At 69.0% G+C, this 12,556-nt stretch carries 13 protein-coding genes; 9 read left to right on the top strand and 4 right to left on the bottom strand.

Annotation, left to right across the window (positions count from 1 at the left end):
* Positions 1-55: 55 nt before the first annotated feature.
* The 3 genes from ACFWY9_RS43940 to ACFWY9_RS43930 form a co-directional block, all read right to left on the bottom strand.
* Positions 56-511, bottom strand: coding sequence for an SgcJ/EcaC family oxidoreductase (locus tag ACFWY9_RS43940; RefSeq protein ID WP_378331614.1), 456 nt, complete (start codon positions 509-511; stop codon positions 56-58).
* A gap of 27 nt (positions 512-538) precedes the next feature.
* Positions 539-1,000, bottom strand: coding sequence for an SgcJ/EcaC family oxidoreductase (locus ACFWY9_RS43935; protein ID WP_378331615.1), 462 nt, complete (start codon positions 998-1,000; stop codon positions 539-541).
* A 105-nt stretch (positions 1,001-1,105) separates the two neighbouring features.
* Positions 1,106-2,332 (bottom strand): aminotransferase class V-fold PLP-dependent enzyme, encoded by a 1,227-nt coding sequence (locus tag ACFWY9_RS43930; RefSeq protein WP_378341683.1) that lies wholly within the window; start codon positions 2,330-2,332, stop codon positions 1,106-1,108.
* A 131-nt stretch (positions 2,333-2,463) separates the two neighbouring features.
* On the opposite strand from ACFWY9_RS43930, the gene ACFWY9_RS43925 reads away from it, so the two are divergent.
* From ACFWY9_RS43925 to ACFWY9_RS43890, 8 genes are read left to right on the top strand one after another with little or no spacing between them, the layout of a single operon-like run.
* Positions 2,464-4,068, top strand: a complete 1,605-nt coding sequence (locus ACFWY9_RS43925) for a phytoene desaturase family protein (protein WP_378331617.1) — start codon at positions 2,464-2,466, stop codon at positions 4,066-4,068.
* Positions 4,058-4,393, top strand: a complete 336-nt coding sequence (locus ACFWY9_RS43920) for a hypothetical protein (RefSeq protein WP_378331618.1) — start codon at positions 4,058-4,060, stop codon at positions 4,391-4,393. Before ACFWY9_RS43925 ends, ACFWY9_RS43920 begins: the two co-directional genes overlap by 11 nt.
* Complete coding sequence (locus ACFWY9_RS43915; protein WP_378331619.1) at positions 4,390-4,908, top strand: hypothetical protein; 519 nt, start codon at positions 4,390-4,392, stop codon at positions 4,906-4,908. The genes ACFWY9_RS43920 and ACFWY9_RS43915 overlap by 4 nt, the downstream gene beginning before the upstream one ends.
* A gap of 6 nt (positions 4,909-4,914) precedes the next feature.
* On the top strand, positions 4,915-5,247 hold the full coding sequence (locus ACFWY9_RS43910; protein ID WP_378331620.1) for a hypothetical protein: 333 nt from the start codon (positions 4,915-4,917) through the stop codon (positions 5,245-5,247).
* Positions 5,247-6,089, top strand: a complete 843-nt coding sequence (locus tag ACFWY9_RS43905; RefSeq protein ID WP_378331621.1) for an SDR family NAD(P)-dependent oxidoreductase — start codon at positions 5,247-5,249, stop codon at positions 6,087-6,089. Before ACFWY9_RS43910 ends, ACFWY9_RS43905 begins: the two co-directional genes overlap by 1 nt.
* Complete coding sequence (locus ACFWY9_RS43900) at positions 6,082-7,539, top strand: pyridoxal phosphate-dependent decarboxylase family protein (protein WP_378331622.1); 1,458 nt, start codon at positions 6,082-6,084, stop codon at positions 7,537-7,539. The genes ACFWY9_RS43905 and ACFWY9_RS43900 overlap by 8 nt, the downstream gene beginning before the upstream one ends.
* 27 nt (positions 7,540-7,566) lie before the next feature.
* Positions 7,567-8,664, top strand: a complete 1,098-nt coding sequence (locus ACFWY9_RS43895; RefSeq protein ID WP_378341682.1) for a pyridoxal-phosphate-dependent aminotransferase family protein — start codon at positions 7,567-7,569, stop codon at positions 8,662-8,664.
* Positions 8,664-9,938 (top strand): APC family permease, encoded by a 1,275-nt coding sequence (locus ACFWY9_RS43890; protein ID WP_378331624.1) that lies wholly within the window; start codon positions 8,664-8,666, stop codon positions 9,936-9,938. The genes ACFWY9_RS43895 and ACFWY9_RS43890 overlap by 1 nt, the downstream gene beginning before the upstream one ends.
* Here ACFWY9_RS43890 and ACFWY9_RS43885 read toward each other — a convergent pair.
* Positions 9,860-11,065, bottom strand: coding sequence for an aminotransferase class I/II-fold pyridoxal phosphate-dependent enzyme (locus tag ACFWY9_RS43885; RefSeq protein ID WP_378331625.1), 1,206 nt, complete (start codon positions 11,063-11,065; stop codon positions 9,860-9,862). The two genes, ACFWY9_RS43890 and ACFWY9_RS43885, sit on opposite strands and share 79 nt — an antisense overlap.
* A 137-nt stretch (positions 11,066-11,202) precedes the next feature.
* Here ACFWY9_RS43885 and ACFWY9_RS43880 point away from each other — a divergent pair, with 137 nt between their 5' ends.
* Positions 11,203-12,387, top strand: a complete 1,185-nt coding sequence (locus ACFWY9_RS43880; RefSeq protein ID WP_378331626.1) for an acyl-CoA dehydrogenase family protein — start codon at positions 11,203-11,205, stop codon at positions 12,385-12,387.
* Positions 12,388-12,556: the final 169 nt, after the last annotated feature.

The following is a 12,556-nucleotide window of genomic DNA, read 5'->3' as shown; positions in this document are numbered from 1 at the left end:
GACTCAGAGTCCCTCAATGTGGCATTCACGGACCGGGGCAGAGCACCAAGAAGGCTCAGCCCGTGATGGGGCTGGTCTGGTGGGACAGCAGCTTCCAGTCGCCGTCCTCCTTGACGATCACCCAGGTCGCGCGGACCTCGCGTTCCGGCGCGACCCCGGTTTCGCCCTTCAGCACGAGGCCGCCCTTGGTGACCGCGAAAGCCACGGTGTCCGACAGTTTGCGGATGACGACCGGGGTTTCCTCGAGCCGGGCGCCCGCGTAATCGCCCGCGAAGGCCTCTTTCATGTATTCGAGGACTTCTTCGCGGCTCTTGAGCTGCTTGTCACCGACGAGCATGCTGCCGTTGTCGGCGAAGACCTCGGCGAACAGTTCGGCGTCGTTGCGCTCCCACGCGCCGCGGATGCGCAGCGGCACGGTCAGCACCGCGCCCTCTTCGCCGTTGGGGAAGTCGCCGTAGTTGGCCGCCCACTTCTTCGCGCCCGCGACCAGTTCGGATGCCTTGCCTGGCATGATGTTTCTCCTCAGGGGTTCAGGGGGTTACCAGCGCAGGGTGGCGCCCGCGCCGCGCGGGCTGTTCTGGTAGCCGGCCAGGTACCACTGACCGTCGTCCTGCTTCACGCAGACCCAGGTCGAGCGCACGGCGAGCTCCGGGTCGATCTCGGTCTCACCCGGCGCGAGAATGCCGCCGTGGGTGCGGATCAACGCGACGGTGTCCGAAGCGAACCGCAGGTCAACCGGCTGGCCCGTCACACCGCTGCCCTTGAACGGACCGGCGTAGGCGGCCTTCATGAACGCCCTGATCTCTTCGCGGCCGACCTTGTACACGTCACCCGGCAGGATCAGGATCCCGTCCTCGGTGAACACCTCGGCAACGCCATCAGCGCTGTTCTCCGCCCATGCCCCGACCAAGCGGAGCGGGACGCTCAGTACTTCCTTTTCCCGCTCGGAAGTGAACTGGCCGTAGTAGGCCGTCAACCTGTCCTCGGCACTGACCGACATGAAAGTCTCCTCATCGAAGCAATCGCATACCCGTGGTCGTTCCCAGGTTCATTGTCCGCGCGTGGTAACGAAGCGCTTCCTATTCCTTGCGACCGTCAGCGCGTTTCAGGCGGCGGCGCGGGCGGTGGCCAGATCGGCGAGCGCGGTGACGAGGCGGTCGATGTGCGCGCGGGTGGAGCCGAGGCCGATGCTGGCCCGGACGATCGAGTCGCCGGTGCCGCCGGTCAGGTGGCGCACCAGGTTGTGGGCGCACATCTTCCCGTCGCGGACGCCGATGCCGTAGGAGTCCGACAACGCTTGGGCGAGCAGGTGCGCGTCCCAGCCTTCGACGGCGAACGAGACGATGCCCACCCGTGCCGAATCGGGGCCCCACAACGAAAGTTCGCGCAGGCCGGGCACCGACGAAAGGCCGGAACGCAAATACGCGAGCAGGCGTTCTTCGCTCGCCACGAGCGCGGGCCAGCCCGCATCGCTCAGCGTCGAACAAGCGGCCGCGATCGCGAGCGCGCCGAGGACGTTCGGACTTCCCGCTTCATGGCGTTCCTCGGCGGCGGAGGCCCAGACGACGGTGTCCGGGCCGACCAGCTTGCTGGCACCACCGCCGCGCAGATAGGGATCCGCGTCGCGGAGCCAGTCGCCGCGCCCGATCAGCACGCCGGCCCCGAACGGCGCGTAGAGCTTGTGCCCGGAGAAGGCCAGATAGTCCACATCGGACATGTCCAGCGGCCGGTGCGGGGCGAGCTGCGCGGCGTCGACCGCGATACGCGCACCACGGGCGTGTGCGGCCGCGGCCAGCTCGTGGACGGGCCACAGCTCGCCGGTCACGTTCGAGGCGGCGGTCACCACGAGCAGGCCGCCGGGGGAGAGCGCGTCCGCCGCCGCGTTGACGGCTTCGAACGGCGAGGCGGGCATGGGCAGGCGCACCACGAAATGCCGGTGCAGCCAGGGAAGCAGGTTGGCGTGGTGCTCGGATTCGAACACCACGACGGTGGTGGTCAGGGGAACGCAGGAGGCGAGCAGGTTCATCGAGTCGGTCGTGTTGCGGGTGAAGACCACCGCATCGCCCGGCCGCGCGCCCGCGAACCGGTGCACCGTCCGCCTGGCGTCCTCGTACGCACGAGTGGTCAGCTGGGAAAGCCGCCCGGCGCCCCGATGCACGCTGGCGTACAACGGCAACGCCGCGTCGAGCGTGTCCTTGACCGCGCGCAGACACGGCGCGCTCGCCGCGTAGTCGAAGTTCGCGTACGGCACCCGAGTGCCGTTCGCCAGCGGCACCCGGACATCCGTGCCCACCACCGCGGGCAACACGGGGTCCAACGAGGTAAGGGACACGGTCGACCTCCTGGTGAAGTTCCCCCATCCGAGCATGTCGGCGCGAGGGAACCGGGGCAACTCCGGTAGTGCTCAGTGCCGAGCAGTATGGGAGACGCTGTATGGCGGCGTGCGCGCCGACAATGGACTCCGTGAGTGACACATATGACGTGGTCGTGGTCGGGGCCGGGCACAACGGTCTGGTCTGCGCGGCTTATCTGGGACAAGCGGGCTACCGCGTCGCGGTGGTCGAACGGCGCGACTTCGTGGGTGGCGCCTGCATCACCGAAGAGGTCTTCCCCGGGCACCGGTTCAGCACGGCGAGCCTGGTGACCACCTTGTTCCGCAAGGAGATCATCGAGGACCTCAAACTCGCCAAGCACGGGCTGAGAGTCCTTGAGCGCGATCCGTCGGTCACCGCGCTCCTGCCGGACGGGCGTTATCTCACGTTCAGTTCCGATCCCGCGAAAATGCGCGCGGAAATCGGCAAGTTCTCCCAGCACGACGCGGACGCGTATTTCGAATACGGTGCCGCGATGCGCCGGATCGCCCGTTTCGCCGAGCCGTATGTGGCTGGTGGGTCCAGGCGGCCGTTGTTCGAGGACATCCCGGCGTTGAAAGCCACCTTGCAGACCGCGGCCGGACTCGACGACAAGGACCTCCGCCTGCTGGTGGGCACGCTCTTCGGCAGCGCGCGTGAGGTGCTCGACGAGTGGTTCGAGTCCGAACCGCTCAAGGTCACGCTGGCCACGGACGGCACCGTGGGCGTCGACGGCGGGCCCTCCATGCCGGGTACCGCGTATCTGATGCTGTACCACCAGATGGGCACGACCGAGGACGCGCGCCCGTCGTGGGGCCAGGTGAAATGCGGGATGGGGAGCATCACACGGGCGCTGTCCGCGGCGTGTGAAGAGTTCGGAGTGGACATCTTCACCGGGCGGGGGGTCAAGCGGATCCTGCTCGGCCACTGCCCCCGCGCCGTCGCCTGCCGGGGTGTCGAACTCGAGGACGGTACCCATATCGCCGCACGGGCCGTGGTTTCGGCGGCGGACCCCTCGACCACCTTCGAGAAGATGGTCGATTCCGACGTCGTGCCCGCGAGCTATCGCGCCGCGCTGGCGGGCCGCCCGCATGTCGGCGTCGCGGGCAAGGTCCACCTCGCGCTCGACCATCTCCCCGAGGTGCGCGGCTTCGACGGCTTCGGCGAGCACTTCAGGGGAACGCTGCAGATCCTGCCGGACATGGATCACCTCGACCGGGCGCACGCCGAGGCGAGGGCGGGGATCCCGCCGGCCCAGCCGCACGTCGAGTGCTCGGTCCCGAGCATTCTCGACCCCGATCTGGCCCCGCCCGGCAAGCACATCATGAGCATGTACCTGCAGTACCTGCCCTACCAGCCGGCGGGAACGACATGGGACGAGATCCGGGAGTCCTATTTGGACAACCTGCTGGCCTACATCGAGCCGTACCTGCCGGGACTCACCGCGGCGGTGACGCACCGCAAGCTGTTCACCCCGTGGGACATCGAACGGGAAATCGGGCTGCCCGGCGGAAACCTCTACCACGGCGCGATGTCTCCGCTGGACCTGTTCGCCGGGCGTCCGGTGGCCGGGTACGCCGACTATCACACGCCGGTGGCCGGGTTCTTCCTGTGTGCTTCGGGCACGCGGCCGGGCGGCGGCGTGTTCGGGATCCCGGGCAGGAACGCGAGCGAGACCGTGCGCAGGTATTTCATGGAGCGGCGTAATGGGCGATGAGGACGAAGACGGATATGACGTCGCCGACCTCGGGCTGATCAGGTCGATCGCGCTGCCCGCCGACGGGAAGATACCCGTCGCGGTCGCCGAGGTCCCGAGCCGGGAACACTACGACGGCTACTTCCGGATCGCGCGTGGACGCCCGGACCTGGCGGCCTGGACGCAGTCCTGTTTGGACGTCCAGCGTGATGTGCTCGCCGACTTGGCGCACAGCTCACTGTCCGATGAGGACAAGGCCGCGATACTGGCGGGCTGCGTGGTCGTCCTGCACAGCACCCTGGCGGAATGGCTCGCGCCCGCCGGAATCGAGGAGGCCGCGGCGTGAACGACACCGGGCAGGCCGTGCTCCGCTGGAAGCTGGGACACCAGCTTTTCCACCTGCACCTGGCCGCGATGAACGGGCTGCTGGTGGAAGCGGGTCACGCGCTGGAGAAGTCCCGCTGGCCGGATCTCGAAACGGCCTTCGACAAGCTCACCGTTCTCTATGACGCCGCAACGTCGACGATGCGCTACGCCTCGGACTTCAGCCAGGATCTCTACGAGCGGGTGATCCGCCCGTCGATGGCACCGCCGTTCATGGGGCCGGGGTTCTCCGGTGTGCTGAACGTCGAGCACGAGCAGATGCTCGGCAGGCTCACCACGCTGCGGCGCGGGTTCAAGGCGGCGGACCGGGCCGGGCGGGTGCCCGGCGACGTGCGGACCGCGGCCGCCCGGCTCTGGTCCGCGCAGTCGCGCAACCGGCGTCACCACATCTTCGTCTGCGAAAAGTTCGTGCCCGAGGGCGGATCCCTGCTCTCCGAGTACTGGCAGTCCCAGAAATCCGCCACCGACAAGGAGTAGAGAGCCATGATCCACGTTCTGGAAACCTGGGAACTGAAGGAAGACTACGCCGACCGCGTGCCCGAGCTGATGCAGAAGATGGACGACCTGGTCGGCCCGCGTGCGCACGAGCACCCGGCCTTCCTCGGCCACGCCACCTTCTACCAGCACGAGCACCAGCCCACCAAGGTGTGGGTGATGTACCCGTGGCGCAGCCGCGAGGAGGCCGAAGAGCTGGTCGGCGGCGAGGCGCCGCTGATCGACGAGTTCGAGGCCACCTACTGTGCCGCGCCGCGCGAGGTCAGCTACCTCACCGAGGTGCCGCACGAGCACGATCACGACGACGATCACGACCACTGATGCGGACCCGGCTGCCCGGCACGGACCAGGTCGCGCTCGTCACCGGCGGCGCGCGCGGGATCGGCAGCGCGTTGTGCGCGCGTCTCGCCGAAGAGGGCGCGATGGTCGCGGTGAACTACCGGAGCGACTCCACGAGCGCGCAGGCACTCGTGGACCGGCTCCGGGCGTCGGGCGCCCGCGCGGTGATGGTCCAGGCCGACCTGTGCGATCCGGACCAGGCCGAGCGTGCCGTGCGCCAGACCGCCGAGACGTTCGGCACGGAAGTCTCGATACTGGTCAACAACGTCGGCGAGTTCGTGCTCGGCGCGGTGGCGGAGACCTCGGCGAAGCGCTGGAAGTTCATCATCGACAGCAACCTGAACTCGGCGTTCTACGCGACCAAGGCGGCGCTGCCCGGTATGCGGGCGCGGGGCTTCGGCAGGGTCGTCACCATCGGGCTCGCCCCCGCGCTGGACATCAGGGGCGCGCCGAACCTCGCGGCGTACACAGTGGCGAAAACCGGGATCGCGGTGTTCACCCGGTCGCTGGCGAGCGAGGAGGCCCGGCACGGCATCACGGTGAACTGCGTGGCACCCGGCCTGATCGACAACGGTCATCTGCCGCCGGAACAGGCGGGGTGGATGGCGAAGCGGGTTCCCGCCGGGCGCCTGGGTACTTCGGACGACATCGCCGACGCGGTGGCGTTCCTGGTCTCCGACCGCGCCGGGTACATCTCCGGTGCCACGCTTTCGGTATCCGGCGGCTGGGACTGGGGCGACCGCCCGAGGGACCACGACGAGGACGTGACCGAGCTCTTCGCCGAGGTCCCCGCGCAGAATTCCGGTGAGGCCACGCATGCCTGAGGAACCCGGCGACTGGGCGCCCGCGGAGTTCGAGCAGCACGGCAGGGAGCTGCTCGCGGTGCTCCGGGAGCATTTCGAGTCGATCCGGCAGGTCCCGGTGACCGTCCCGCGGGACACCGGGGACTTGTCGGCCTCGCTCCGGGCCGAGCTGCCCGAGCACGGCGTGGACTTCGAGCGGGTGCTCGCCGACACCCGCGAGCTGGTCGTGCCCTATCTGGTGCACTGGAACCATCCGTCGTTCCACGGCTATTTCGCCAACAGCGCCAGCTTTCCCGGGATTCTCGCGGAGACGATGACCGCGGCGCTGAACGTCAACGCGATGCTGTGGAAGAGCGGGCCGGCGGCCTCCGCGCTCGAACGGGTCGTGCTCGGCTGGGTCGCGGAAATGGCCGGCTACCCCGAGGAAGCGGACGCGGTGCTCGTCAACGGGGCTTCGCTGGCCACGTTGTACGCGCTCGCGGCCGCGCGCGACGCCGCGCTCGGGCCGAGCGTGCGGGTGGAAGGCCTGGCCGGGCGCGATCTCCCGGTGCTGCGGCTCTACACCTCCGATCAGGCACACAGCTCGGTCGACAAGGCCGCGATCACCCTGGGCTTCGGCCAGGCGAACCTGGTCAAGGTGCCCTCGGACGAGCGGTACCGGATGCGGCCGGAGGCGTTGGAAGCGGCGATCCGTGCCGACCTGGCCGCGGGTTTCCAGCCGGTGGCGGTCGTCGCCACGGCGGGTACGACCTCGGTCGGGGCGGCCGACCCGATCCCGGCGATCGCCGACGTCTGCGAGCGCACCGGCGTCTGGCTGCACGTGGACGCCGCGTTCGGCGGATTCTGGCGGCTGGCGCCGTCGCTGGCCGATTGTGTCGAGGACGTGAGCCGCGCGGATTCGCTGGTGGTCAACCCGCACAAGTGCCTCTACATCCCGATGGAGGCGACGGCGTTGCACTGCGGGCGCCGCGGCGCGCTCGCGGACACGTTCCGCCTTGTCGCCGAATACCTCACGTCGGCCCAGGACGAGCACACCGTCGACTACATGAACCTGACACCCCAGCTGGGACGGAGTTTCCGCGCGCTGAAACTGTGGTGGGTGATCAGGACGTTCGGCAGGGCGGGCCTGGCTCAGCGGCTGGAGCACAGCGTCGAACTGGCGAACTGGCTCCGCGAAGCCGTCGCCGCCGAACCGGGGTGGCGCTGCCCGGTGGACTCGATCTATCCGTTGGTGTGCCTGCGGTTCGAGCCTGGCGCCGACCGGGAGGTCCGCGACCGGCTGAACGCCGAGATCGTCGAGGAGCTCAACGCCTCCGGCGAAGCCTTCGTATCCCACACGGTGCTCGACGACGGCTACGTGATTCGGGTGTCGATCGGCAATATCCATACCACGCGCGCCGACGTCGAACGGCTGTGGCGCGTACTACGCGAGATCGCCGCACGGCGGTTCTCCTCGCCGCGGGCGGCTTGACCTCGCTGGAGGAACAGGGAGTAGAAGATGAGCAACGCGCTGGCGGCGGTCGACGGTGGTCACGGCGGGATCAGGCACCTGATGATCCCCGGCCCGTGCCGGCTGCCTCCCCGCGAGCTGGCGGTGCTGGGCAGGCAGATCCAGCCACACTACGGTCCTGAGTGGACGGACGATTTCGCCGCGGTGCACGAGGATCTCGCGCTGCTGCTGGGCGCGGACCGCACGTACCTGCTGCCGGGGTCGGGCTCGGCAGGGCTGGACGCCGCGTTCTTCAACCTGTTCGAGCCGGGCCAGCGGGTGGCGGTGGTGGACTCCGGCTACTTCGGCAGCAGGCTCGTCGCGATGGCGCGGGCACACGGGCTCGAAGTGCGCGTCGTGCCGTGCGAACCGGGGCAGCCCGTCGACCCGGAGCGGGTGGACCTCGGTGGGTGCGACGGCCTGGTGGTCACCCACGTGGAGACCGCGACCGCGGTCCGGCATCCGATCGAGCAGCTGGCACGGCTGGCCCACGAGTCCGGCGCGGTACTGCTCGTCGACGCCATCGCGGCCGCCGGCGGCGAGCACATCGACATGCGCGCGATGGGGGTCGACGCGCTCGTTTCCGCGTCCCAGAAGGGACTAGGTGGCGCGCCCGGCCTGGCCGTGGTGGCACTCACCCAGCCGGGAAAGGCGCGTATCGACGCCCGCTCGGTGCGCCCGCCCACCTGGTATCTCGACCTCGCGCGGTGGGAGCACGCGGCGACCGAGGACGACTGGGAGCCCACCCCGGTCACCATGCCGACCAGTCTGGTGCACGTACTGGCGAGCAGCCTCCGGCGGATTCATGCCGCAGGCAGGGAAAACTGGGTCGCCGAGCGCGCGGCGTTGCGCGCCGAATGCCGCGATGGCTTGCGGCGCCTGGGTTTCGGCGTGGTCGCCGACGACGAGCACGCGGCGAACCTGGTGGTCGTCGCCCGTCATCCGCGCGCGGACGAGCTGTGCGAACGGCTGCTGGACGCCGGGGTGATGATCGCGGGCGGCCTCGAACCGTTCGCGGGCGAGACCTTCCGGATCGGGCTGGTCGGCACCGCCGCGAACCGGTCATTGATCGAACTGCTGCTGCACGAGATCGAGAGGATGCTGTGATGGTCACGCTGCAACGGTCGATGGGTGTTTCCGGGCTCGTCATCCACTACGTGACCTCGGTGGTCGGCGTCGGCATCCTCATCCTGCCCGGGCACGCGGCGGCCGAGGCCGGGCCGCTGTCGCTGCTCGCGTGGGCGCTGTTGATCATCTACTCGTACCCGCTCGCGCTCACCTTCGCGCGGTTGTCCGCCCAGTATCCGAGCGCCAGCGGTATCGCCTGCTTCGTCAGTTCCGGCCTCGGGGCGCGAGCCGGTCGCTGGGTCGGAGCGTTCCTGGTGCTGTCCCTGCTCATCGCGAACCCCGTGCTGGGGCTCGCCGCGTCCCGGTATCTGCTGAACATGTGGGATCCCGATCCCAGTGCCCTGAAGGTGGTCGCGCTCGGCTTCGCGATCATGGTCGGCTCGGTCCTGTTCAACCTGTTCGGGGTCAAGACGAGCAGCTTCGTGCAGGGCGCCGTGCTGGTCGCGCTCGTCACCTTCCTGGTCGTGGTGATGACCGTCGCCATGCCGAGCGCGGATCCGGCGCATCTGACGCCGTTCGCGCCGCATGGGTGGTCCAGCATCGGCGCGGCGCTGATCGTGTGTTTCTTCGGGTTCATCGGGTGGGAGAACGCCGCGCCCGTCGCCGAAGAGGTGGTGGATCCCCGCCGGACGTTCCGGAAGGCCATCGCGCTGGCGGTGTTCGTGATCGGCTTCCTGTACCTGACGATGGCCGCGACGATCGTGCTGGTGGTGCCGCCGGGAGCCGCCGAAGGCAGCCAGATCACGGCGTTCACGACGCTGCTGCGGATCGTGAGCGGGGAAACGCTGGCGCGGGTGGGCGGCATCGTCGCGGTGGTGCTGTTGCTGCTCGCGACGAACGCGTGGGTGCTCGGCACCTCGCGGATGATCTACTCGTCGGCGAGGAACGGCCTGCTGCCGGCTGCCTTGACGAAGGTTTCCGCACGCCGGAACGTGCCTTACGTCGCGTTGCTTTCGCTGATCGCCGGGTATGGCGTGCCGGTCGGGCTGCTCGCGGTGACCGGAAGCACGGAGGAGCGGCTCATCACCGCGACGTCCGCGGCGTTCCTGCTGATCTTCCTGGTCACTTTCGTGTCCGCGCACCGGTTGCTGACCGGGCGTGGCGCGCGGGCGTGCAATATCGCCGTCGCGGTCGTCGCGGCGGCGATGCTGCCGTTCTTCGGGACCAGCCTGATCTACGCGGCGGTGCTGACGGTGCTGGCGCTGGTGATGGCGGCGCGGAAGCAGGCTGCCGGCCGGGCCTGCTGCTGCTGACGCCGCTCGATCCAGCCCGCCCACACCTCGAGGGCCTCCTGCGGGTCCTTGCGCCCGACCCCGACGCGGAAGCGGTCGGTGGGCACCGGTGTCAGCTCCGAGACGTACAGGCTGGCGGGCAGCAGCAGGACGCCGGCCTCGGCGACGAGGCCGGCGCACATCGCTTCGACCCCGTCCGCGCCGAGATAGCGCGGGAAGCTGACGCAGCCGCCCTTGGGGGGCTGCCACTCGAACAGGTCGGGGAAGGCGGCGAAGAAGGCGTCGAACCTGGGCACGTTCGCGGCGATGATCCGGCGGTTGCGATCCAGCAGCCGCTCGCGGCAGTGCAACGCGATCAGCGCGAGTACCTCGCTGACCGTCGAGTTGCAGATGGACGCGTAGTGCTTGGCGCGTTCGAGACGCCGCAGCAGCGCCCGGTCGCGGCAGGCGATCCAGCCGATCCGCAGACCGCCGAGCCCGTAGGCCTTGGACAGCACGTTGAGGGACAGCGCGCCGGCCGACAGATCGGCGGCCTGCGGCAGCGTGGTCTCCGCGTCGAGCTCGACGCCGCGGTAGACCTCGTCGCTGAACAGCCGGATCCCGTGGTCCTCGGCGAGACGGACGAGCCGGTCCCAGGTTTGCCGGTCGGGGATCGTGCCGGTGGGATTGTTGGGGAAGTTGACCGAGATGACCTTGGTGTTCGGGCGGATGGCCCGCTCCAGCGCGTCGACGTCGAGGCGCCAGCCGTCCGACGGGTCGAGCGCGATACCGGTGACCTCGCAGATCGACAGCGGAATGGTCTCGGCGGCCTGGTAGTTCGGGGTGACGACGATGGCGTGGTCGTCCGCGTCGAGCAGGACGTGCATGGCGAGGTTGAGGGCTTCCTCGGCGCCGGCGAAGCAGAGGACGTCCTCGGCCTCGATGTTCTCGTACGTGTCCGCGATCGCGGCGCGGAGCGCGGGGAGGCCGTAGGTTTCGCTGTAACTGAGGTCCAGGCCTTCCCAGCGTTCGCGGTCTTCGTCGCTCGCCATGGCGAGCAGCTCCGCCTTCGACACCGTCTGCGCGTCCGACGCGGTGAGGTGGTACTTCGCGACGAACTCCCACCGGGAGAAATAGGATTCCAGCCGGAACTCGGGAAGGGTAGGCATTACGTCAGTCTCGGCCGCCCTCGGAGCTGCCCGCGTCTCCTGGTGTGCTGCCGTAGTCCGCAAGGGAAGAGGGGCACACGGGGGTGGTTTGCTGAGACCCTCGGGTACACCTTGACTACCGGTCCGAGGAGTACATTGTGGATCCCACCGAAACAACGTCGGAGCAGGAATTCGTCAGCCGTGCCTCGAACCTGGTGCCGTTGCTGAAGGCGAACGCGGCTTGGACGGAAGAGAATCGCAGGCTGCACCCCGAGACGCTCGAAGCGCTGACCGACGCCGGCTTCTTCCGGATGCGTATCCCGAAGCGGTACGGCGGGCACGAGGTCGGGCTGCGGACGCTGTCCGAAGCCGTCACCGAACTCGGGCGCGGCGACGGCTCGACGTCGTGGACCGCGGGTGTCTGGACGATCAGCACCTGGATCGCCTGCCTGTTCCCCGACGAGGTGCAGGACGAGATTTTCTCGACCCCGGACGTGCGCGTCTGCGGCATTCTCAGCCCCACGGTGACGGCGACGCCGACGAAGGGCGGCTACCTCGTCAACGGCAAATGGACGTTCAATTCGGGCGCCCAGCAAAGCCACTGGAACACGAACTCGGCGCTGCTGCTCGACCCCGACGCCGATGGTCCCCAGCCGATCATGACGGCGATTCCGTTGAAGGAACTGGAAATCGTCGACGACTGGTACACCTCGGGCCTGCGCGGCTCCGGCAGCGTGAGCACCGTCGCGCGGGACGTGTTCGTCCCCGCCGAGCGGGTGCTGAAGATGGGTCCGGTGCTGCGCCAGCAGTACGCGTCGGTCAAGAACGCCGGCTCGCCGATCTTCCGCGCGCCGCTGCTGCCCACCGCGTGCGCCACCGTCAGCGCGACCGTGCTGGGACTGGCGAAGGCGGCCAAGGAAGCGTTCTTCGAGCGGCTGCCGGAGCGCAAGATCACCTACACCGACTACACCCGGCAGTCCGAGGCACCGCTGACCCACCTCCAGGTCGCGGAGGCCACGGCGAAGGTCGACGAGACCGAGTTCCACGCGCTCCGCGCCGCGGACCTGGTGGACGCCAAGGCCGCTTCCGGCGAGGAGTGGACGCTGGAGGAACGCGCGCGCGTCCGGCTGGACCTCGGCGCGACCTGCCAGCGTGCCAAGGAGGCCGTCGACATCCTGGCCACCGCCAGCGGCGGTTCGTCGATCTACGACTCGGTGCCGATCCAGCGCATCGAACGCGACATCCGCACCCTGAACCTGCACGCGATCATGCACCCCAACACCAACTTCGAGCTCTACGGCCGCATCCTCTGCGGCCTCGGCCCGAACACCCACTACCTCTGATCCGCTGCCGACCCGAAGGCCCCCTGCGCCAAGCCAGCCTTGGTGCAGGGGGCCTTCTCGCATCCGCCGTGGCCGGAAATGGCCGGAATGGCCACATGCGGGGCGGTGTCGCCCCGACAGTTGGCGTAAAAGCCACGTAGGACCAGGTGGTAAATGGACACACGAGGGG

Origin of the sequence: Amycolatopsis sp. NPDC059027, assembly GCF_042739735.1 — a bacterium.
Classification (GTDB): Bacteria; Actinomycetota; Actinomycetes; order Mycobacteriales; family Pseudonocardiaceae; genus Amycolatopsis.
The sequence above is the reverse complement of the archived record's forward strand: the minus strand, read 5'-3'. Positions and strand labels throughout refer to the sequence as shown.